19 protein-coding genes, 5 tRNA genes and 1 pseudogene are annotated in these 20,276 nt (G+C 70.3%); 8 read left to right on the plus strand and 17 right to left on the minus strand.

Annotated features, from left to right (window positions below; genetic code table 11):
- Positions 1-151 precede the first annotated feature (151 nt).
- Positions 152-385: an Lrp/AsnC ligand binding domain-containing protein gene (locus tag ACFYYB_RS12910; RefSeq protein WP_112450218.1), complete on the plus strand. Its 234-nt coding sequence runs from the start codon at positions 152-154 to the stop codon at positions 383-385.
- 23 nt (positions 386-408) lie between these two features.
- Positions 409-903 carry a DUF3515 domain-containing protein gene (locus tag ACFYYB_RS12915; RefSeq protein ID WP_327309238.1) on the plus strand — a complete coding sequence of 165 codons (495 nt, stop codon included), beginning with the start codon at positions 409-411 and terminating at the stop codon, positions 901-903.
- 112 nt (positions 904-1,015) lie between these two features.
- Here the strand turns inward: ACFYYB_RS12915 and ACFYYB_RS12920 are convergent, their stop codons facing one another.
- Genes ACFYYB_RS12920 through ACFYYB_RS12930 form a run of 3 tightly spaced genes read right to left on the minus strand, consistent with a single transcriptional unit; the run spans position 1,016 to position 3,972 of the window.
- Positions 1,016-2,173 (minus strand): D-alanine--D-alanine ligase family protein, encoded by a 1,158-nt coding sequence (locus ACFYYB_RS12920; protein ID WP_389435188.1) that lies wholly within the window; start codon positions 2,171-2,173, stop codon positions 1,016-1,018.
- A gap of 39 nt (positions 2,174-2,212) precedes the next feature.
- Positions 2,213-3,223 carry an NAD(P)H-dependent glycerol-3-phosphate dehydrogenase gene (locus ACFYYB_RS12925; protein WP_389435190.1) on the minus strand — a complete coding sequence of 337 codons (1,011 nt, stop codon included), beginning with the start codon at positions 3,221-3,223 and terminating at the stop codon, positions 2,213-2,215.
- Positions 3,220-3,972, minus strand: coding sequence for a lysophospholipid acyltransferase family protein (locus ACFYYB_RS12930; protein ID WP_327304352.1), 753 nt, complete (start codon positions 3,970-3,972; stop codon positions 3,220-3,222). Before ACFYYB_RS12930 ends, ACFYYB_RS12925 begins: the two co-directional genes overlap by 4 nt.
- A 240-nt stretch (positions 3,973-4,212) precedes the next feature.
- On the opposite strand from ACFYYB_RS12930, the pseudogene cofC reads away from it, so the two are divergent.
- Positions 4,213-4,812: pseudogene (cofC, locus tag ACFYYB_RS12935) on the plus strand (2-phospho-L-lactate guanylyltransferase); the annotation flags it as partial.
- Between the two features lie 285 nt (positions 4,813-5,097).
- On the opposite strand, the gene ACFYYB_RS12940 reads toward cofC, so the two are convergent.
- The 4 genes from ACFYYB_RS12940 to leuC all read right to left on the minus strand — a co-directional run bounded on the left by ACFYYB_RS12940 (position 5,098) and on the right by leuC (position 8,321).
- Positions 5,098-5,778: an HU family DNA-binding protein gene (locus ACFYYB_RS12940; RefSeq protein WP_266881319.1), complete on the minus strand. Its 681-nt coding sequence runs from the start codon at positions 5,776-5,778 to the stop codon at positions 5,098-5,100.
- Positions 5,779-5,923: 145 nt separating this feature from the next.
- On the minus strand, positions 5,924-6,151 hold the full coding sequence (locus tag ACFYYB_RS12945) for a hypothetical protein (RefSeq protein WP_243337737.1): 228 nt from the start codon (positions 6,149-6,151) through the stop codon (positions 5,924-5,926).
- 137 nt (positions 6,152-6,288) lie between these two features.
- Complete coding sequence (gene leuD, locus ACFYYB_RS12950) at positions 6,289-6,882, minus strand: 3-isopropylmalate dehydratase small subunit (protein ID WP_388506639.1); 594 nt, start codon at positions 6,880-6,882, stop codon at positions 6,289-6,291.
- A 5-nt stretch (positions 6,883-6,887) separates the two neighbouring features.
- On the minus strand, positions 6,888-8,321 hold the full coding sequence (leuC, locus tag ACFYYB_RS12955) for a 3-isopropylmalate dehydratase large subunit (RefSeq protein ID WP_389435191.1): 1,434 nt from the start codon (positions 8,319-8,321) through the stop codon (positions 6,888-6,890).
- Positions 8,322-8,505: 184 nt separating this feature from the next.
- Between leuC and ndgR the strand changes: the two genes are divergently transcribed.
- On the plus strand, positions 8,506-9,222 hold the full coding sequence (gene ndgR, locus ACFYYB_RS12960) for an IclR family transcriptional regulator NdgR (protein WP_112450208.1): 717 nt from the start codon (positions 8,506-8,508) through the stop codon (positions 9,220-9,222).
- A gap of 177 nt (positions 9,223-9,399) precedes the next feature.
- Here the strand turns inward: ndgR and ACFYYB_RS12965 are convergent.
- The 10 genes from ACFYYB_RS12965 to ACFYYB_RS13010 form a co-directional block, all read right to left on the minus strand.
- Positions 9,400-9,472: transfer RNA gene (locus tag ACFYYB_RS12965), tRNA-Glu, on the minus strand.
- 21 nt (positions 9,473-9,493) lie between these two features.
- A tRNA-Gln gene (locus ACFYYB_RS12970) sits at positions 9,494-9,565 on the minus strand.
- 24 nt (positions 9,566-9,589) lie between these two features.
- A tRNA-Glu gene (locus ACFYYB_RS12975) sits at positions 9,590-9,662 on the minus strand.
- Positions 9,663-9,723: 61 nt separating this feature from the next.
- Positions 9,724-9,796: transfer RNA gene (locus ACFYYB_RS12980), tRNA-Glu, on the minus strand.
- Between the two features lie 27 nt (positions 9,797-9,823).
- Positions 9,824-9,895 (minus strand) — tRNA-Gln (locus ACFYYB_RS12985).
- Positions 9,896-9,981: 86 nt separating this feature from the next.
- Positions 9,982-10,710, minus strand: a complete 729-nt coding sequence (locus tag ACFYYB_RS12990; protein ID WP_389435192.1) for an HAD family hydrolase — start codon at positions 10,708-10,710, stop codon at positions 9,982-9,984.
- Between the two features lie 10 nt (positions 10,711-10,720).
- Positions 10,721-11,392, minus strand: a complete 672-nt coding sequence (locus ACFYYB_RS12995) for a DUF4241 domain-containing protein (RefSeq protein ID WP_389435193.1) — start codon at positions 11,390-11,392, stop codon at positions 10,721-10,723.
- A 115-nt stretch (positions 11,393-11,507) separates the two neighbouring features.
- Positions 11,508-12,983, minus strand: coding sequence for a glutamate--tRNA ligase (gene gltX, locus ACFYYB_RS13000; protein ID WP_389435194.1), 1,476 nt, complete (start codon positions 12,981-12,983; stop codon positions 11,508-11,510).
- The gene (locus ACFYYB_RS13005; protein WP_389435195.1) at positions 12,976-13,767 is read right to left on the minus strand and encodes a fumarylacetoacetate hydrolase family protein; all 792 of its coding nucleotides are present in this window, start codon (positions 13,765-13,767) and stop codon (positions 12,976-12,978) included. The genes gltX and ACFYYB_RS13005 overlap by 8 nt, the downstream gene beginning before the upstream one ends.
- Positions 13,768-13,868: 101 nt before the next feature.
- On the minus strand, positions 13,869-14,051 hold the full coding sequence (locus ACFYYB_RS13010; protein ID WP_389435196.1) for a hypothetical protein: 183 nt from the start codon (positions 14,049-14,051) through the stop codon (positions 13,869-13,871).
- A 602-nt stretch (positions 14,052-14,653) separates the two neighbouring features.
- Here ACFYYB_RS13010 and ACFYYB_RS13015 point away from each other — a divergent pair.
- The 4 genes from ACFYYB_RS13015 to ACFYYB_RS13030 all read left to right on the plus strand — a co-directional run bounded on the left by ACFYYB_RS13015 (position 14,654) and on the right by ACFYYB_RS13030 (position 19,965).
- Positions 14,654-18,433 carry a nitrate- and nitrite sensing domain-containing protein gene (locus ACFYYB_RS13015; RefSeq protein ID WP_389435198.1) on the plus strand — a complete coding sequence of 1,260 codons (3,780 nt, stop codon included), beginning with the start codon at positions 14,654-14,656 and terminating at the stop codon, positions 18,431-18,433.
- Between the two features lie 9 nt (positions 18,434-18,442).
- Entirely contained in the window at positions 18,443-18,856 is a 414-nt protein-coding gene (locus tag ACFYYB_RS13020; RefSeq protein ID WP_008739864.1) for a roadblock/LC7 domain-containing protein, read from the plus strand.
- Positions 18,857-19,007: 151 nt separating this feature from the next.
- The gene (locus ACFYYB_RS13025; protein WP_243337752.1) at positions 19,008-19,400 is read left to right on the plus strand and encodes a DUF742 domain-containing protein; all 393 of its coding nucleotides are present in this window, start codon (positions 19,008-19,010) and stop codon (positions 19,398-19,400) included.
- Complete coding sequence (locus tag ACFYYB_RS13030; RefSeq protein ID WP_243337754.1) at positions 19,381-19,965, plus strand: ATP/GTP-binding protein; 585 nt, start codon at positions 19,381-19,383, stop codon at positions 19,963-19,965. Before ACFYYB_RS13025 ends, ACFYYB_RS13030 begins: the two co-directional genes overlap by 20 nt.
- Positions 19,966-20,276 lie beyond the last annotated feature (311 nt).

The following is a 20,276-nucleotide window of genomic DNA, read 5'->3' on the forward strand; positions in this document are numbered from 1 at the left end:
CCCCGCTGTGCGTGGAGCCGGCCACGCGGGTCTCCCCGCGGCGCTCGGCGACGCGGTACCGTGGCGTCCCTTCTTCCCCGGGCCCACCCGTCATCCCCGGGCCCACCCGAAGGGTAGGGGAAATGATCCTCGTGGCCGCCCTGGAGGTTCCGTGGTACAGGCGTACATCCTCATCCAGACCGAGGTGGGCAAGGCGTCGTTCGTCGCCGAGTCCATCGCGCAGATCGCGGGGGTGATCCAGGCCGAGGACGTGACCGGCCCCTACGACGTGATCGTGCGCGCCCAGGCCGACACCGTGGACGATCTCGGCCGCATGGTCGTGGCCAAGGTCCAGCAGGTGGAGGGGATCACCCGCACCCTGACCTGCCCGGTCGTCCATCTGTAGCCCCCGTCTACTCTTGGCCGGTGATGTCACGACACCGCCGGCCCTTCTCTCTGCTCGCCGCTCTGGTCGCGCTGGCCGCCTCGGCGGCCGTCGCGGGCTGTTCCCCGGGCGGTTCCGAGGCCCGGGTGGATCCGCCGTCCGCTCCGCCCGCCGATGTCGCGGATCTCTGTGCGGCGCTGCACAAAGAGCTTCCCGCGACGGTGGTCTCGCTGGCCCGGACCCCGGCACTGCCGGAGTCGGACCTGACCGCCGCGTGGGGTGGCTCGGCGATCGTACTGCGGTGCGGTATCCCCCGGCCCGCGAAGATGCTGGACGAGAAGCAGGAGGGCGTCGACGTCAACGGTGTCGGCTGGCTCCTGGAGGACCTGGGCGACGACGGCTTCCGGTTCACCACCGGGAGTCGGCTGGCGTACACGGAGGTCCGGGTCGACAAGGAGCATGCCACGGATGCGGGGATGCTGGTGGGCCTGTCCGCCGCGATCGCCAAGACCGTTCCGGTGGGCATCTCCTCGTACTGACGCTCCCGGGCCCGCCCGCGCGGAAGAGGACCGCCCGCCGCACTCCTCATCCGAGGGGCGGCGGGCGGTCCTCTTCCGCGTACGGGGCTTCGGGGCGGGGCCCGGTACGGGGTTAGCGGAGTCCGGTGGAGCGGCGCAGGGCGGCCTGGATCAGGCGGTCCACCAGCTCCGGGTATGCGATGCCCGACTCCTGCCACATGCGCGGGTACATGGAGATCGGGGTGAAGCCCGGCATCGTGTTGATCTCGTTGATGACGAACTCGCCGTCCTCGGTGAGGAAGAAGTCGGCGCGCACCAGGCCCTCGCAGGACGCGGCGTCGAAGGCCTCGATCGCGAGCTTCTGCACCTCGGTGGTCTGCTCCGGGGTGAGCGGGGCGGGCACGAGTCCGGAGGCGGAGTCGATGTACTTGGCCTCGAAGTCGTAGAAGTCGTGGCTGGAGACCGGCGGGATCTCGGCGGGCACGCTCGCGCGCGGACCGTCCTCGAACTCCAGGACTCCGACCTCGATCTCGCGGCCGCGCAGGAGCGCCTCCACGATGATCTTCGGGTCGTGGCGGCGGGCCTCGCGGATCGCGGCGTCCAGCCCGGAGGGATCGTCGACCTTGGTGATGCCGATCGAGGAGCCCGCGCGGGCGGGCTTGATGAACAGCGGCCAGCCGTGCTCGCCGGCGAAGTCCGCGATGCGGGCGAGGGCGCCCTCGCGGTCGTTCTCCCACTCGCGGGGGCGGATGGTCACGTACGGGCCGACGCTCAGCCCGAAGGACGTGAAGACCCGCTTCATGTAGTCCTTGTCCTGGCCGACGGCCGAGGCGAGGACGCCCGAGCCGACGTACGGGATGCCGGACAGCTCCAGGAGGCCCTGGAGGGTGCCGTCCTCGCCGTACGGGCCGTGGAGGACGGGGAAGACCACGTCGACCTCGCCCAGCGCCTTGGGAACGGCGCCCGGCTCGGTGTAGACGATCTCGCGGCTGGCCGGGTCCACGGAGAGCACGACGGTGCCGTCCTCGGATTCGGCGAGCTGCCCCACGTTGGGGAGCTCGCCGCCGGAGATGGCCATCCGGGCGGGCTCGTCGGCGGTCAGCGCCCATCGGCCGTCCGTGGTGATGCCGATGGGCAGCACCTCGTACTTGGAGCGGTCGATGGAGCGCAGGACGGCGCCCGCGGTGACGACCGAGATGGCGTGTTCCGAGCTGCGGCCGCCGAACACGACGGCCACGCGGGGCTTGCGGCCCTGCTGCTCAGGGGTCTGGGGGAGGTTCTCGCTGCTCATATCGCCACGACGATACCCGCTCGTGCGGCCGGAAAGCAGTCAGCGCCGTTCCGGTTTGGCGCTGCGTCCCATGAGTTCCTTGAGCGCGACCAGGGTGGGCTTGCCGTGGTGGACGATGTCGACGACCGTGTCGGTGATCGGCATGTCCACTCCGTGGCGGCGGGCCAGATCGGCCACGGACTGGCAGGACTTGACGCCCTCGGCGGTCTGCTTGGTGACCGCGATGGTCTCCTCCAGGGTCATCCCGCGGCCGAGGTTGGTGCCGAAGGTGTGGTTCCTGGAGAGCGGCGAGGAGCAGGTGGCGACGAGGTCGCCGAGGCCCGCGAGGCCGGAGAAGGTGAGCGGGTCGGCGCCCATCGCCAGGCCCAGGCGGGTGGCTTCGGCGAGGCCTCGGGTGATGAGCGAGCCCTTGGTGTTGTCGCCGAGGCCCATGCCGTCCGCGATGCCGACGGCGAGGCCGATGACGTTCTTGACCGCGCCGCCGAGCTCGCAGCCGATGACGTCGGTGCTCGTGTACGGGCGGAAGTACGGGGTGTGGCAGGCGGCCTGGAGGCGCTGGGCGACGGCTTCGTCGATACAGGCGACCACGGAGGCGGCGGGCTGCCGGGCGGCGATCTCGCGGGCCAGGTTGGGGCCGGTGACGACGGCGACCCGGTCGGCGGGGACCTTGGCCACCTCCTCGATGACCTCGCTCATCCGCTTGGCGGTGCCGAGTTCGACGCCCTTCATCAGGGAGACGAGCACGGTCTCGGGGGCCAGCAGCGGCACCCAGGCGGCGAGATTGCCGCGCAGGGTCTGCGAGGGGACGGCGAGGACGGTGAAGTCGGCGCCGGCCGCGGCCTCGGCCGGGTCGGTGGTGGCCCGGATGTTCGCGGGGAGTTCGATGTCGGGGAAGTAGTCCGGGTTGGTCCGGCCGCTGTTGATGGCGTCGACGAGCTCCTGCCGGCGGCCCCACAGGACCACCTCGCAGCCGGCGTCGGCGAGGACCATGGCGAAGGCCGTGCCCCAGGAGCCTGTTCCGAATACGGCTGCCTTCACGGGACCTGTCACTTGGTGCCCTCCCCTGCGGCCTTGCGCCGCTGCTGCGCCCTGGCGCCTCGATGGTCGTACGGCTGCGCGGGCGCACTCTCGCCCCGCAGTTCCTCCAGCAGCCCGGTGATGGCCGCCATGATGACTTCGGTTGCCTCCCTGAGCACGTCCGGAGTGGGTTCCCGGTCGTAGTACGCGGAGAGGTCCACGGGCGGCCCGGCGAGGACCTGGAGGGTCTTGCGCGGGAACAGGCTGACCTTGTTCTCCTTGGCGTAGGGCGGCATCGCGAGATTCGCGCCCCACTGGGCCACCGGAATGACGGGGGCCCTGGTCATCAGCGCCACGCGGGCGGCGCCGGTCTTGCCGGCCATCGGCCACATCTCGGGGTCCCGGGTGAGGGTGCCCTCCGGGTAAAAGGCCACGCATTCGCCGCGCTCGATCGCGTCCACGGCGGCCCGGAATGCGTCCAGGGCGTTGGTGGACTCCCGGTAGACGGGGATCTGGCCGGAGCCGCGCAGGATCGCTCCGACAATGGGGACCTCGAAGAGGGCCGCCTTGCCGAGCAATCGGGGCACCCGGCCGGTGTTGTACTGGAAGTGCGCGTAGGACAGCGGGTCCAGATACGAGTTGTGATTGACGGCGGTGATAAATCCGCCCTCGGTCGGAATGTGTTCCATTCCCCGCCAGTCCCGCCTGAAGAGCACTACCAGCGGCGGTTTCGCGATGGCCGCCGCAAGGCGGTACCAGAAGCCGATTCTGCGGCGGGACACTCGGACACCTTCCTCTAGGACCGGTGCGCGGCTTGGGCACCTCGGGGCCGGACAAGTGTGGGCCCCGGGTCCGGTCTCTGTCGAGAACACCGTACGCCCCGGACACCCGGACCAGACCCCGGGTCGCCCGGCATGAGGTGACAATGGGGCTCCGCATGACCTGACCATGACCAGCACATGGTCTGAGCGGCGCGCGAGCGTGCCGGAGGGAAGGGGTCCGTCACGAACGCCGTCTGGAGTCTGGTGGTCCCCCTGAAACCGCTCGCGGTGGCCAAGAGCCGCCTCGCGGTGGCCGTCGGGGCGTCCCGGCCGGGGCTCGCCCTGGCGTTCGCGCTGGACACCGTCGCGGGGGCGCTGGCCTGCGCCGCGGTCGCGGATGTGGTGGTCGTCACGGACGATCCCGCGGCCGGGGCGGAACTGGCCCGGCTGGGGGCCCGGATCGTGCCGGACTCCCCCGCCGCCGGGCTCAACGCGGCACTGGCCCACGGGGCGCGGGAGATACGGGCGGGCAGGCCGCGGGCGGCGGTGGCCGCGATGAACGCGGATCTGCCGGCGCTTCGGCCACCCGAATTGCTACGCGTGCTCGAAACCGCTTCGGCATTTCCCAGGGCATTTCTGGCGGATGCGGCGGGAATCGGGACGACCTTGCTTTCCGCTGCTCCGGACGTGGAATTGGCGCCCTCGTTCGGCGGTCCCTCGCGGGCCCGGCATTCGGCCTCCGGCGCGGTGGAAATGGCCCTCTCGGGCGTCGAGAGCATCCGCCGGGACGTGGACACGGGGGCGGATCTGCGGACGGCCCTGGCCCTCGGTGTGGGGCGCCATACGGCCCGATACAGTGCCCGTATGCAGGCGACCGCGTACACGTACGACACCCAGACCCGCAGCGGCAGTGTGCTGCTGGACGACGGCACCCCGGTGCCCTTCGAGGCCCCGGCGTTCGACGCGGGCGGCCTGCGGCTGCTGCGCCCCGGGCAGCGGGTCCGGATCGAAACGGACGGCGAGGGCGCGGGCCTGCGGATCACCCTGGTCACGCTGCAGACCTTCTGACCCCGGACCTTCCCGTACGCACCGCGGGCCGGTTTCCCCACGGTGGGGAAACCGGCCCGGCGTGTGTGACTCGTTGCCCTACTTGGTCTTGCGGGCGGTGGTCTTCTTCGCGGTGGCCTTGCGCGTCGCCGTCTTCTTGGCGGGCGCCTTCGTCGCCGCGGTGGCCTTCTTGGCAGCCGGGGCGGTCTTCTTCGCGGTGGCGGTGGTCTTCTTCGCCGTCGCCGCGGCCTTCTTGACCGTGGCCTTCTTGGCCGCGGGGGCGGCCTTCTTCGCCACGGCGGTCTTGGCGACCGTCTTCTTGGCGGTGGCGGTGACCTTCTTGGCCGTGGTCTTCTTCGCGACCGTGGTCTTGGCCGCGGCAGCCGCCTTCTTGGCGGGTGCGGCCTTCTTCGCGGCGGCCTTCTTGACCGTCGCCGAAGCACCACCGGTGAGGCTGCCCTTGGGCGCCTTCTTCACCGATACCTCGCCGCCCTTGGGCAGCTTCTTGGTGCCGCTGACCAGGTCCTTGAAGCCCTGGCCCGCACGGAAGCGGGGAACAGAGGTCTTCTTGACCCGGACGCGCTCACCCGTCTGGGGGTTGCGGGCGTAGCGGGCCGGGCGGTCGACCTTCTCGAACGAGCCGAAGCCCGTGACCGAGACCCGGTCGCCACCGACGGTCGCGCGGACGATGGCGTCCAGTACCGCGTCGACGGCGTCCGCGGCCTGCTGACGGCCGCCCAGCTTGTCGGCAATCGCTTCTACGAGCTGCGCCTTGTTCAACGTCTTCCCCTTCGGAGACTTCGCCAGAACGAATGTGTTCAAGCTTATTTCGCACGTTAGGCGGATATATACCGCAAATCAAACACGAAACGGGCTTATCACCCTAGTGCCGCAACGTTGTAGGCCGTTACGGAGTTCCTTCGCATCAGTCGCCTTCAGGGAATCGACCCTCGTCGAGGTCCTTCATCAACCTGTCCAGGCGCCTTGCCGCGTCGGCGAGATCATGCTTCGCCACGGCGGTGACGACCAACAGCTTCCGGGACAGCGCCATCCTTACGCCCTCCGGGACTTGCAGTGTGCGCACCCTTGTGTGTGCTTCTTTCAATCGGTCGGCGACAAGTCCGTAGAGCTCAAGTTGACTGTCGCGTTCCATGCACAGATTGTGCCATCTGGGGCGAGTTGTCGCCTCACGGGGCCTCAACACACGACTGTGCCCCCTGCCGGATGGCAGGGGGCACAGTGTTGCCTATGTGATCACCCTAAGGCGAATAAGCGCTGCTCAGGCTGGAATCACGCCTGAATCGTGCTCGGCTTGAAGGCCGGCCGAGTGCTTTCGTACGTGGCGATGTCCGCTTCGTTCTGAAGGGTGAGGGAGATGTCGTCCAGGCCCTCCAGCAGCCGCCAGCGGGCGTTGTCGTCGAGTTCGAACTCCGCTACGACGCCTTCGGCTCGGACCTGGCGGTCGACGAGGTCGACCGTGATCTCGGCGGTGGGGTCGGCCTCGGTCAGCTTCCACAGCTGCTCGACGGTCTCCTGCGGCAGGACCACGGTCAGCAGACCGTTCTTCAGCGAGTTGCCGCGGAAGATGTCGGCGAAGCGGGAGGAGATGACCGTCTTGAAGCCGAAGTTCTGCAGGGCCCAGACGGCGTGCTCGCGCGAGGAACCCGTACCGAAGTCGGGACCGGCGACGAGGACGGTCGCGCCGGCGCGCTCGGGGCGGTTGGTGATGAACTCCGGGTCCTTGCGCCAGGCCTCGAAGAGCCCGTCCTCGAAACCGTCGCGGGTGATCTTCTTCAGCCAGTGGGCCGGGATGATCTGGTCGGTGTCGACGTTGCTGCGGCGCAGCGGGACGGCCCGGCCGGTGTGGGTGGTGAAGGCTTCCATCGTTCTCAGACTCCTGCGGGCGCGGTAGCGGCGGACGACCCAGCCAGGTCGGCGGGCGAGGCCAGGTGGCCCAGCACCGCGGTGGCGGCGGCCACCTGCGGGGACACCAGGTGGGTGCGCCCGCCCTTGCCCTGCCGGCCCTCGAAGTTGCGGTTGGAGGTGGACGCGGAGCGCTCACCGGGCGCCAGTTGGTCGGGGTTCATGCCCAGACACATCGAGCAGCCCGCGTGCCGCCATTCGGCGCCGGCCTCCTTGAAGACCTTGTCCAGGCCCTCCGACACGGCCTGCAGGGCGACGCGGACCGAGCCCGGGACGACCAGCATCCGTACGCCCTCGGCGACTTTGCGGCCCCCGATGATCCCGGCGACGGCGCGCAGGTCCTCGATGCGGCCGTTGGTGCAGGAACCTACGAAGACGGTGTCGACCTTGATGTCGCGCAGCGGCTGTCCGGCGGTCAACCCCATGTACTCCAGGGCCTTTTCGGCGGCGTTCCGCTCCGAAGCGTCCTCGTACGAAGCCGGGTCGGGGACGTTCGCCGACAGGGGTGCGCCCTGGCCCGGGTTGGTGCCCCAGGTGACGAACGGCGACAGCGTGGTGCCGTCGATGACGACCTCGGCGTCGAAGACGGCGTCGTCGTCGGTGCGCAGGGTCTTCCAGTACGCGACCGCCGCGTCCCAGTCCTCGCCCACGGGGGCGTGGTCGCGGCCCTCGAGGTAGTCGAAGGTGGTCTGGTCGGGGGCGATCATGCCCGCGCGGGCGCCGGCCTCGATCGACATGTTGCAGATGGTCATGCGGGCTTCCATCGAGAGCTGCTCGACGGCCTCGCCGCGGTATTCCAGGATGTAGCCCTGGCCGCCGCCGGTGCCGATCTTGGCGATGATCGCCAGGATCAGGTCCTTGGCGGTGACGCCCTCGGCCAGCGCGCCGGTGACGGTGATCGCCATCGTCTTCGGGCGGGCCAGCGGCAGCGTCTGCGTCGCCAGCACGTGCTCGACCTGGCTGGTGCCGATGCCGAACGCCAGCGCGCCGAAGGCGCCGTGCGTGGAGGTGTGCGAGTCACCACAGACCACGGTGGTGCCCGGCTGGGTCAGACCCAGCTGCGGTCCCACGACGTGGACGACACCCTGCTCGACGTCGCCCAGCGAGTGCAGGCGCACGCCGAACTCGGCGCAGTTCGACCGCAGCGTCTCGAGCTGGGCCCGGGAGACCGGGTCCGCGATCGGCTTGTCGATGTCGATGGTGGGGGTGTTGTGGTCCTCGGTCGCGATGGTGAGGTCGAGGCGTCGGACCTTGCGGCCGGCCTGGCGCAGCCCTTCGAAGGCCTGCGGGCTGGTCACCTCGTGCAGCAGGTGCAGATCGATGAAGAGGAGGTCGGGCTCGCCTTCGGCGCGCCGGACGACATGGTCGTCCCAGACCTTCTCCGCGAGTGTCCTACCCATCGCTTTCCCTCCGGCCGGCCGGTTGTGCCGGCGCTTGATAGAGATCTTGTGCGCCTGATCGTCCGTACCCCACGTCCCGGACGACGGCTCGGACCCAGTGGTTCGTGGACCCGCACATACAGACTCGCTGGTTCTTGGAAAAATTGAACTTGCGTTTCACAGTGTGAGACGCGAATATCGTTTCATGGACAACTCTAGCGGCGTCGGCGTTCTCGACAAGGCAGCTCTGGTATTGAGCGCACTGGAGTCCGGTCCGGCCACCCTCGCCGGGCTGGTCGCGGCGACAGGGCTCGCACGACCCACGGCACATCGCCTTGCCGTGGCACTGGAACACCACCGGATGGTGGCGAGGGACATGCAGGGCCGGTTCATACTCGGACCGCGGCTGGCGGAGCTCGCCGCCGCGGCCGGTGAGGACCGCCTGCTGGCCACGGCCGGACCGGTGCTCACCCACCTCCGGGACGTTACGGGCGAGAGCGCGCAGCTCTACCGGCGTCAGGGCGACATGCGCATCTGCGTGGCGGCCGCCGAGCGGCTGTCGGGTCTGCGGGACACCGTTCCGGTGGGCTCCACGCTCCCGATGAAGGCCGGCTCGGCCGCGCAGATCCTGATGGCCTGGGAGGAGCCCGAGCGGCTCCACCGCGGGCTGCAGGGCGCGCGCTTCACGGCGACGGCCCTCTCGGGCGTACGGCGTCGCGGCTGGGCGCAGTCGATCGGCGAGCGGGAGCCCGGCGTGGCCTCCGTCTCGGCGCCGGTGCGCGGCCCCTCGAACCGCGTGGTGGCCTCCGTATCGGTCTCCGGGCCGATCGAGCGCCTGACCCGCCACCCGGGGCGCATGCACGCCCAGGCCGTCATCGACGCGGCCGCCCGCCTGACCGAGGCCCTGCGCCGCTCCAGCTGAGCACCTCCCCGGTCGCAGACCTCCCACCACCACTTCCACCCCCGGGCCCGGGGGCGCGTGAGACGCCGCACACGTCCACACACGCGCCGCCGGGCCCGCACTTCTCCCCCGGCTCCGCTCCGTCCGGAAACAGCGAAGAGGCCCTCCGCGATGAACGCGGAGGGCCTCTTCTGTGCGTACCCCCGACCGGATTCGAACCGGCGCTACCGCCTTGAGAGGGCGGCGTGCTAGGCCGCTACACAACGGGGGCTAGCTTTACTGCGGTACTGCGCTGGGCTACCAGGACTCGAACCTAGAATAAGAGAACCAGAAACTCTCGTGTTGCCAATTACACTATAGCCCACAGGTCTAGACCAGCTAGACACCGTACCCCCGACCGGATTCGAACCGGCGCTACCGCCTTGAGAGGGCGGCGTGCTAGGCCGCTACACAACGGGGGCCCTAGCGATCCTGCATCAAAACATCCGGGTGCGACCCTGGAGATCTCGCGGGAAGGATCTGTACCCCCGACCGGATTCGAACCGGCGCTACCGCCTTGAGAGGGCGGCGTGCTAGGCCGCTACACAACGGGGGCAAGCACTGCGTTTACTGCTGAACTGCGCTGGGCTACCAGGACTCGAACCTAGAATAAGAGAACCAGAAACTCTCGTGTTGCCAATTACACTATAGCCCACCAAAACGCAAGACCTTGAGGGACTTTCGTTCGGTTAGCGTCTCCGGCCCGGCCTTTCGGCCCGAGCGGGCGGCGCAGAAAGAACATTACCGGATGGCTGACCGTGCTCCAAAACGGGTATCCCCGGCCAGCACCTGCGGGAGTCCGTCGAGTCCGGTGATCCGGTGCACGCCCTCGGGCCCGGGCCCCCGCGATCCGTCGCGGTCGAGCCACACGGCCGTCAGCCCGGCGTCCCGGGCGCCACGTGCGTCGATCTCGGGCTGGTCCCCCACGTAGACCACTTCCCCGGGCTCCAGGCCCATCTCGGCGCACGCGGCCAGGAAGGCGCCGGCCTCGGGCTTGCTGACGCCCAGCTCGACGGCGCACACCAGCACCTCGAAGCGCTCGCGCAGGCCGAGGTGGCGCAGCTTGGGGTCCTGGTTGGCCACGGAGGAGTTCGTGAGCACCCCGTGGCGGTAGCCGCCCGCCAGGGCGTCCAGTACGGGCACGACGTCGGGGAACAGCTCCCAGGCGGCCGTGTAGTGCCCCACGTACCGCCCGAACCAGTCGTCGGCCTGCGCGTCGGTCAGCGCGGGCTCCCCGAGGAACTCGCGCACCCGGTCCCGGCGCTGCCCCTGGAAGGTGCCGTGGCCGGCCGCGAACCGCTCCCAGTGGCGTTCGGTGATCCGCCGCCACAGCGCGAGCGCCTCGGCCGGAGCCCCGTACCGCTCCGCGAGCCCCTCGGCGACCAGGTGCGCCGCGAGCCCGGCCCGGTCGGCCCCGGTGTAGTCGAAGAGCGTGTCGTCGATGTCCCACAGCACCGCACGGATCCCCATACGGCCGACCCTACGCCGGGGCCCCGTCCGCCGGGGGCACGACGAAGAAGTCCGTCAGGAAGCAGGTCACCTCGCCGGCCTCGTCCCGTCCCACCCAGGTCGGATAGACGCCGTCGCCCCAGCCCGAGGTGAAGCCCGCGAGCGTGCCTCCGTCCGGGCCCGTCGCCAGGAACACCTCGGGGCCGTCCCCCACGGTCTCCATCGCCGCCCACACCGGGCCCTCCTCGTCCTCCGTCCCGGGGAAGGACCCGTCGGCGGACGCGTCGTAGAAACAGCCGGTGCCCGCGTCCACCCCGTAGCCGAAGAACTCGTCGTCGCCGAGCCGCGCGACGTCCTGCCCGTCCTGGAGCGCGAGCTCCCAGGTCACGGCCGGTACGTCCCGGATCACGAGGCGCGCGGCGGCGACCCGTGTGTGCGGACTCGCCGCCGGCGCCTCCCCCGGCCTGGCCAGCGTGGCTATCGCGGCCTCCACCCGGTACCGGCCCGGGGGCACCTGCGTGGTGAACGGGGCGATGTCACCCGAACCCAGGTACACGAAGGGGTCACAGGCCACGACCCGTCCCGTGGGCAGGGACAGTTCGCCCACGGGGGCCAGGGAGAGAACCCCCGTCTGCCCGCTCTCGTACGCGAAGGAGTGGCCCGGCGTGAAGTGCAGGGCGTAGTCGGGTGCGGTCAGCGGCATGGTGCGGGCCCTCCGGGGAGCGGGTGATCGGCTCCGCGCACCGTAACGCCCGCCGCCGACAACGCCGTAGGAGCGGCAGCCGGTTCGGCTGCCGCCCCTACGGGGGATGCGCGGGTCAGGCGGTGAGCTTCGCCAGGGTCGCGTCGATGCGGGACAGGGAGCGGTCCTTGCCCAGGATTTCGAGGGACTCGAAGAGCGGGAGGCCGATCGTGCGGCCGGTGACGGCCACGCGGACGGGGGCCTGGGCCTTGCCGAGCTTGAGGCCGTGGGCCTCGCCGGCGGTGAGGACCGCCTGCTTGAGCGACTCGGGGTCGGACCAGTCCGCGGCGGCGAGGTTCTCGCGGGCCGTGGTGAGGAGGGCCGCCGGGTCGCCCTTCATCGCCTTGTCCCACGAAGCCTGGTCCTCGACGGGCTCCTTCAGGAACAGGAAGTCGACGTTGTCCGTGATGTCGGACAGGACCGTGACGCGGGTCTGGGCGTACGGCGCGATGCGCTGCCAGGCGGCGGCGTCGAAGTCCTCGGGCGCCCAGTTGGCGTGCGGGGCCTGGAGCCACGGGGCGCAGCGGTCCGCGAAGACCTTCGGGTCGAGCAGCCGGATGTGGTCGGCGTTGATCGACTCGGCCTTCTTCAGGTCGAAGCGCGCCGGGTTGGCGTTGACGTCCGGGATGTCGAACTTCGCCACCATCTCCTCGATCGAGAAGATGTCCTGGTCCTTAGAGAAGGACCAGCCGAGCAGCGAGAGGTAGTTCAGCAGGCCCTCGGGGAGGAAGCCGCGCTCGCGGTACAGGTTGAGCGAGGCCTCGGGGTCGCGCTTGGAGAGCTTCTTGTTGCCCTCGCCCATCACGTACGGCAGGTGGCCGAAGGCCGGTACCGCCTTGGCGATGCCGAGCTCGATCAGGGCCCCGTAGAGCGCGATCTGGCGGGGGGTGGAGGAGAGCAGGTCCTCGCCGCGCAGGACGTGCGTGATCTCCATCAGCGCGTCGTCGACGGGGTTGACGAGCGTGTAGAGCGGGGCGCCGTTGGCCCGGACGATGCCGAAGTCCGGCACGTTGTCCGGGGTGAAGGTCAGCTCTCCGCGGACCAGGTCCGTGAAGGTGATCGGACCGTCGGGCATCCGGAAGCGGACGATCGAGGTGCGGCCCTCGGCCTCGTACGCGGCCTTCTGCTCGTCCGAGAGGTCACGGCACGTGCCGTCGTAGCCGGAGGGCTTGCCGGCGGCGCGGGCCGCGTCGCGGCGGGCGTCCAGCTCCTCGGTGGTGCAGTAGCAGGGGTAGGCGTAGCCGCCGTCCTGGAGCTTCCGCGCGACGTCCTTGTAGATGTCCATGCGCTCGGACTGGCGGTACGGGGCGTGCGGGCCGCCGACCTCGGGGCCCTCGTCCCAGGTGAAGCCGAGCCAGCGCAGCGAGTCGAGCAGCTGGCCGTAGGACTCCTCGGAGTCGCGGGCCGCGTCGGTGTCCTCGATGCGGAAGACGAACGTACCGCCGTGGTGGCGGGCGAACGCCCAGTTGAAGAGGGCCGTGCGGACCAGACCCACGTGGGGGTTGCCGGTCGGGGACGGACAGAAACGTACGCGGGGGGTCGCGTTAGCCACGCTTGATCACCTTGTTGGTGAGAGTGCCGATGCCTTCGATGGTGACGGCGACCTCGTCGCCGACGTTCAGGGGGCCGACTCCGGCCGGGGTCCCCGTGAGGATGACGTCGCCCGGGAGCAGCGTCATGGCCTCGGTGATGTGCACGACGAGGTCCTCGATGGAGCGGACCATCTCGCTGGTGCGGCCGAGCTGGCGCTGTTCGCCGTTGACGGTGCACTGGATGGTCAGGTCGCTGGGGTCGAGGTCCGTCTCGATCCAGGGGCCGAGGGGGCAGGAGCTGTCGAAGCCCTTGGCGCGGGCCCACTGCTTCTCGCGCTGCTGCACGTCGCGCGCGGTGACGTCGTTGGCGCAGGTGTAGCCGAGGATGACGTCCTTGACGCGCTCGCGCGGGACCTCGCGGCACATGCGGCCGATGACCACGGCGAGCTCCGCCTCGTGGTGGACGTCCTGGGAGAAGGACGGGTACGCGATCGGGTCGCCCGGGCCGACCACCGAGGTGGAGGGCTTGAAGAAGGTGATGGGGGCGTCGGGGACCTCGTTGCCCAGCTCCGCCGCGTGCTCCGCGTAGTTGCGGCCGATGGCCACGATCTTGTTCGGGAGCACGGGCGGCAGCAGCCGGACCTTGTTCAGCGGGACCTTCGTGCCCGAGAGCTCGAAGTCCGCGAACGGGATGCCCTTGATGATGTCGAGGACGAGCTCACCTTCGGACGCGCCGGGGGCAGTGCTGCCCTCGACCGCGCCGAACGCGACATTGCCGTCGATCGAGAACCTGGCGATGCGCACGTGTTGCGTCTGCCCCTCTGTATTTCCGCTGGCTGGAGTCTGCGGACTCCAGGCTAACGCGGTCGGGGCCGACGCTTCGCGCGGCTTTCGCCGGGGCCCCTCTACTGCGCGGCGGCGACCGGCGCGTCCATGAGGACGGTGCGGCGCGGGTTCGCGGTCTGGGTCGGCAGCTCGACGGTGTGCTCCGGGACCGGCACGGCCTGCAGCTCCTCGGCGTCCTTGAGGTGCGCGAGGGTGGTGCGGCGCGGGTTGGCTATGTTGCGGAACATCATCGTCGTCTTCATCGGAGTGGGAAGCCCTCGGCTCACTAGGTCGGATGGTGGCGGCGGGCGCCGCCGGGATGCCTTCGGAGTGCCACTTGTCGCGCGCGGCAAGCCTGTAAAGCTCAAGGCTAAACATCTGAATCCCCCGCCGAACCGGGAAGTAATGGCCACGGCTATGTGAGTTTGCTCACCAGTGACCAGGCATTACGGGCATAACGGTCAGTCAATGCGACCCCGCAAAGCGGACATTGCGCCACTGAATGCGTTATTCCGCTCCTGATCATCGCGACTGGGACAGCTTGTCAGGCGCGAGGTTTGGGCGGCGTAAGTCCGATTCCATATGAATTGGCCCGCACGTCGGGTAGTGCGGACGTCACCGGAAGTGACCGACTGTCCAGGCCGGGACTCGCACCTTGTTGGAGATCCGCCTCTGTGCTGGAATTCGCGGGACCGCCGCGGGAATCAGCCGGCGCGCAGGTGGCGCGAGACAGCGCCGAGCGCGGCGGCAACGGAGAGGGAGACGCGCCGGTCACCGACGACCACCATGGGGCGCATTGCCCCACGACTCGACACCGTCCCACCGGTCGCCCGGCGGGACGCCTGGTCCAGAGGTTGCGACGCTAGTGCAGGGACGATTCAAGAGGGATGACAAGGGGTCTCCCCAGGCCCGTCAGGGCCGTGGGGAAGCCGCGCCGGAGCAGGACCCGCGCGGCGGGACCGACCGTGGCTCCTCGCCCCAGCACGCCCAGAACCGCGGGCCGGCTGTCGAGAGCGGAGGCCCCGACGGCTCCGCCGCGGTGAAGCCCAAGGGCCGTGCCAAGCCCAAGGGCGGCTCCAAGGCCGACGACGAGTCGGGCGGCCGCGACGTCGCGATACCCCAGACCCCCCGTGGGTCCGGTTCCCGTCTGGCCATGCAGAACTGGCGCATCAGCACGCGTCTGGTGTCGCTGCTGACCCTGCCGGTCGTCGCCGCCACCACCCTCGGTGGCTTCCGCATCAACGACTCGCTCAACGACATCGCGCAGCTGGAACACATGCAGCTGCTGACGACCATGACCCGGCAGGCCACCAACCTGGCCGCCATGCTCCAGGCCGAGCGCGACAACTCCGCCGGTCCGCTGTCCGTCGACAAGTCGGGCAAGACCAGCACCCTGGTCCAGGGCGTCCGCGACTCGACCGACTCCGCCGTCCGCTCCTTCGCCGCCGCGACCGACAAGGTCGAGGTCGCCGAGGGCGACGACGAGACGCTCAGGTCGATCCGCAACAACATCCTGCAGATCGCACACGGGCTCAACAACCTCGAAGAGATCCGCAAGAACGCGTACCAGAACGGTGCCCAGCAGACCGTCACCGAGTACAACGCGCTGGTCGTCTCGCTGCTCTCGCTCTCGCAGGACATGGCCCAGGCCACCTCGAACCCCGAGATGATCAAGCGCACCCGTGCCCTGGCCGCGTTCTCCTCCGCCAAGGAGTACGCCTCGATCCAGCGCGCGGTCATCGCCGCCGCGCTCCCCGCCGACCCCAGCCAGCCGGGCAACATCACCGAGAACGACCGGCTGTACGCCCGCTCCGCGCAGAACAGCGAGGAGCAGGCGCAGAAGACCTTCGAGCTCGCCTACCAGGGCAAGCCCGAGGAGCTCCTCGCCTCGCTCGGTGACGGCAACCAGGAGATCGGCAACGCCGACGGCTACGCGCGCCGCGTCCTCGGGAACAAGGACCAGTTCGCCAAGGAGAAGAACCGGTCCTGGATGGACTGGTACGACGCCGACGACACCAAGCTCCAGGCGATGAAGGTCATCGAGCTCACCCTGCTCGAGGACATGGAGCAGAAGGCCCGCGAGCTCAAGAACGAGTCGCAGCGCGACGCCCTCATCAACGGTGCGCTGATCCTCCTCGTCCTCGGTGTCTCCCTCGTCGGCGCCTTCGTCATGGCCCGCTCGATGATCCGCTCGCTGCGCCGCCTCCAGGACACCGCGACCCGCGTCGCCCAGGACCGGCTGCCCGAGCTCGTCAAGCAGCTGTCGGAGTCCGACCCGCAGGACGTGGACACGACGGTGGAGTCCGTCGGTCTGCACACCCGCGACGAGATCGGCCAGGTGGCCGCGGCCTTCGACGACGTGCACCGCGAGGCCGTCCGCCTCGCCGCCGAGCAGGCCCTCCTGCGAGGCAACGTCAACGCGATGTTCACCAACCTCTCGCGCCGTTCGCAGGGCCTCATCCAGCGCCAGCTCTCGCTCATCTCCGAGCTGGAGTCGCGCGAGGCCGACCCGGACCAGCTGTCCTCGCTCTTCAAGCTCGACCACCTCGCGACCCGCATGCGCCGTAACGGCGAAAACCTCCTCGTCCTCGCGGGCGAGGAGCCGGGCCGCCGGTGGACCCGCCCCGTCCCGCTCGTCGACGTGCTCCGTGCCGCGGCGTCCGAGGTGGAGCAGTACGAGCGCATCGAACTCTCGTCGGTGCCCGGCACCGACGTGGCCGGCCGCGTCGTCAACGACCTCGTGCACCTGCTCGCCGAGCTGCTGGAGAACGCCACCTCGTTCTCCTCCCCGCAGACCAAGGTCAAGGTCACCGGTCACGCGCTGCCCGACGGCCGCGTGCTCGTCGAGATCCACGACACCGGCATCGGCCTCTCCCCCGAGGACCTCGCCGCGATCAACGAGCGGCTCGCGTCGCCGCCCACCGTGGACGTCTCCGTCTCCCGCCGCATGGGTCTGTTCGTGGTCGGTCGCCTGTCCCTGCGACACGGCATCCGCATCCAGCTCCGCCCCTCCGACTCGGGCGGTACGACGGCCCTCGTCATGCTCCCGGTGGACGTCGCCCAGGGCGGCAAGAAGCCCGCTCCGATGCCCGGCCAGGGCGCTCAGGGCGGTCAGGGTTCTCCCGGCGGCCCCGGTCAGGGCGGTCCCGGCGCACAGGGCTCGGTCCCGGCTCCCGGCGCGCGTCCCCCGGTCGGCGCCGGCCCGCAGCGCGGCCAGGTGTCCGCCGGCAACCAGCGCGCGGCCCTGCCGGGCCGCGACGGCGCCCCCGGCGGTCTGCCCCAGGGCCCCGGCGGCCAGACCCAGAGCGCCTTCGGTTCGGGTGCTCCGCTGCCGGGCCGCGGCCCGGTCTCGGGTCCCGGCGGCCCGGGCGGCTTCGGCGGTCCGCAGGCCCGTCCTCCGGTCGGCGTCCCCACGGCGTCCGGTCCCGGCGGCTTCCCGCAGGGCAACGGCTTCGAGCGTCCGCAGCAGGGTCAGCCGGGGCAGCAGCCCCCGCAGCAGGCTCCGCAGCAGGGACAGCCCGGTCGGCCGCAGACCGGCGGCCCGGCCGCGCGCGGTCCCCGGCCGCAGCTTCCGCCGCGCGGTGGCGCGCCCCGTCCGGAGCTTCCGGGCGCGGGTGGCGGACCCTCCGCGATGCCCCAGACCACCTCGTGGGGCGCGGGCCAGCGCGGTCCCGACGTACCGCGCGGCCACGACGAGCTGTCGGGCCCCGGTTCCACGTCCGAGTTCCCCCGCCCCGACTTCAACGCCCCGGCCCCGCAGGCCGGCGCGGCGGGTGGCTACGACAACGGCGCCACGGGCCAGTTCGCCCGCCCGGAGTTCGGTGACCCCGCCTCCACCGGGCAGTTCGCCCGCCCGGAGTTGGGTGACCCGGCCTCCACCGGGCAGTTCGCCCGCCCCGAGTTCGGCGACCCGGCCTCCACCGGCCAGTTCGCCCGCCAGGACTTCCAGGCCCAGCGGCCCGGCGGCCCGGGCGTCGGCGGCTTCGCCCAGCCCGGCCAGGCCCCGCAGCCCCAGGGCGACTACGCACCCGTACCGCCTCCGCGCGCGGAGGCTCCGCGGCTGCCGCAGGCGCCCCGTCCGGAGGCGCTGCCCCCGGCCGGTCCGAGCGGTGAGGGTCGCAGCCCGATCTTCGACACGCTGGAGTCGAACTGGTTCCGCCAGGAGGCCGGTCAGGCCCCCGCGCAGGTACCGGCGGTGCCCCAGCAGACGCAGCAGCCCGCTCCGGTGGCTCCGGCTCCCGTCTCCCCCCAGCGCCCGCAGCAGCACCAGCTGCCGCAGCGCGGCGCGGAGCAGGCTCCGGCGGAGTCCGCGCAGACGGCCACCGGCGCCGTGCCGACCGTGAGCTGGCGCTCCTCGCCGAACGACGAGCTGATGCGGCAGGCCGAGCGCGTGCGCCAGCCCGCCGCCGGCGGCATCACCACGTCGGGTCTCCCCCGCCGGGTCCCGCGGGCGAACCTCGTGGCCGGCACCGCGCAGCAGCAGGCCGAAGCACAGGCCGGCCCCCAGGTTTCGCGGTCCCCGGACGATGTCCGAGGCCGTCTCACCAACCTCCGCCGCGGTATCCAGCAGGGACGGCAGGCCGGCACCACCGGCCCGGCCACCGGCAACTACCACGTCGACCCCACTTACCAGCAGGAGCGATAGTTGAGTTCGATGAGCCAGGCGGCACAGAACCTGAACTGGTTGATCACCAACTTCGTGGACAACACCCCCGGGGTGTCCCACACCGTGGTGGTCTCCGCCGACGGACTCCTTCTGGCCATGTCCGAAGGCTTCCCCCGCGACCGGGCCGACCAGCTCGCCGCGGTGGCCTCCGGGCTGACCTCCCTCACCGCGGGCGCGTCCCGCATCTTCGAGGGCGGTGCCGTCAACCAGACGGTGGTGGAGATGGACCGCGGATTCCTCTTCCTGATGTCGGTTTCCGACGGATCCTCGCTGGCCGTACTGGCGCACCCCGAGTGCGACATCGGCCTCGTGGGTTACGAGATGGCCCTCCTCGTGGACCGCGCCGGCAGTGTCCTCACCCCGGACCTGCGCGCGGAACTGCAGGGAAGCCTGCTCATCTGACTGCCGCTCTCCCGGCCGGACGGTACTGCCGGCCGGGGGACCGGGGCCGCGGCCCCGGAACCCAGTACCGCCATCAGGCCGTCATACCGTCCCCCCACCGGCCGCCCCGTCAGACGGCACGCTGACCATTGCTGTCCAGCCCGGAGGATCAATGACCCCGCCCCCCGCCTATTCCGATCAGTACGGAGACTCGTACTCGGAAGGCGACCAGCCGCTGGTGCGTCCGTACGCGATGACCGGTGGCCGGACCCGACCGCGCTACCAGCTCGCCATCGAGGCACTGGTCAGCACCACGGCCGATCCGATGCACCTGTCCGGGCTGCTCCCGGAGCACCAGCGCATCTGCACCCTCTGCCGTGAGGTCAAGTCGGTCGCGGAGGTCTCCGCACTGCTCAACATGCCGCTCGGCGTGGCCCGGATCCTCGTCGCCGACCTGGCGGAGGCCGGCATGGTGGCCATCCACCAGCCGGGCAATGGAGAGGCCGGCGGCACGCCGGATGTAACGCTGCTCGAAAGGGTGCTCAGTGGACTTCGCAAGCTCTAACGGTGGAGCGGCTCCTCGCTCCACCACCTCCGCGAAGATCGTGGTGGCGGGTGGTTTCGGCGTGGGCAAGACCACGTTCGTGGGCGCCGTCTCCGAGATCAACCCGCTGCGCACCGAGGCCGTGATGACGTCCGCGAGCGCGGGCATCGACGACCTGACCCACACCGGGGACAAGACGACCACCACGGTCGCCATGGACTTCGGCCGCATCACCCTCGACCAGGACCTGATCCTGTACCTCTTCGGTACGCCGGGCCAGGACCGCTTCTGGTTCATGTGGGACGACCTGGTGCGCGGCGCGATCGGGGCGATCGTCCTGGTCGACACGCGACGCCTGGCCGACTGTTTCCCGGCCGTCGACTACTTCGAGAACAGCGGCCTGCCGTTCGTCGTGGCGCTCAACGGCTTCGAGGGACACCAGCCGTACACCCCGGAGGAAGTCCGCGAGGCCCTGCAGATCGGCCCGGACGCCCCCATCATCACCACCGACGCCCGCCACCGCGCGGACGCCAAGAGCGCGCTCATCACGCTCGTCGAGCACGCCCTCATGGCGCGGCTCAAGTAACGGATCACGCAGGGGCGCCGCGCAACGGGGGCTTCACCGGCTGGTTTTGGGGGGCGGGCTGTGTCATGCGACACGGCCCGCCCTCTTCGTTCATAACGTTTCGACAGAGAATTGGCGTTAGTTGGCGACACGGTGCGTTCGTCCGGTGCCACTGCGCTCACAACTGGCCCCGTTTTTGCCGCAGGACGCTCTTTATGTCCGATTTATGTGGGGCATAAGGCTCTAGGAATGGCCGATTTCAACTGTTTGGAACACGGCCGTTAACCGTGCTGGAATTCAACGAACTAGCTAGTAGCACCGCCGAGAGGTTG

The sequence above is a fragment of the Streptomyces sp. NPDC002886 genome, from assembly GCF_042888445.1.
GTDB lineage: Bacteria > Actinomycetota > Actinomycetes > Streptomycetales > Streptomycetaceae > Streptomyces.

Bases quoted from the DNA above. Each gene is read 5' to 3' on its own strand.
- ACFYYB_RS12915 (WP_327309238.1), top strand. From the start codon at position 409: ATGTCACGACACCGCCGGCCCTTCTCTCTGCTCGCCGCTCTGGTCGCG.
- ACFYYB_RS12920 (WP_389435188.1), bottom strand. From the start codon at position 2,173: ATGAGCAGCGAGAACCTCCCCCAGACCCCTGAGCAGCAGGGCCGCAAG.
- ACFYYB_RS12945 (WP_243337737.1), bottom strand. From the start codon at position 6,151: ATGGAACGCGACAGTCAACTTGAGCTCTACGGACTTGTCGCCGACCGA.
- leuD (WP_388506639.1), bottom strand. From the start codon at position 6,882: ATGGAAGCCTTCACCACCCACACCGGCCGGGCCGTCCCGCTGCGCCGC.
- leuC (WP_389435191.1), bottom strand. From the start codon at position 8,321: ATGGGTAGGACACTCGCGGAGAAGGTCTGGGACGACCATGTCGTCCGG.
- ndgR (WP_112450208.1), top strand. From the start codon at position 8,506: ATGGACAACTCTAGCGGCGTCGGCGTTCTCGACAAGGCAGCTCTGGTA.
- ACFYYB_RS12990 (WP_389435192.1), bottom strand. From the start codon at position 10,710: ATGGGGATCCGTGCGGTGCTGTGGGACATCGACGACACGCTCTTCGAC.
- ACFYYB_RS12995 (WP_389435193.1), bottom strand. From the start codon at position 11,392: ATGCCGCTGACCGCACCCGACTACGCCCTGCACTTCACGCCGGGCCAC.
- ACFYYB_RS13010 (WP_389435196.1), bottom strand. From the start codon at position 14,051: ATGAAGACGACGATGATGTTCCGCAACATAGCCAACCCGCGCCGCACC.
- ACFYYB_RS13020 (WP_008739864.1), top strand. From the start codon at position 18,443: ATGAGCCAGGCGGCACAGAACCTGAACTGGTTGATCACCAACTTCGTG.
- ACFYYB_RS13025 (WP_243337752.1), top strand. From the start codon at position 19,008: ATGACCCCGCCCCCCGCCTATTCCGATCAGTACGGAGACTCGTACTCG.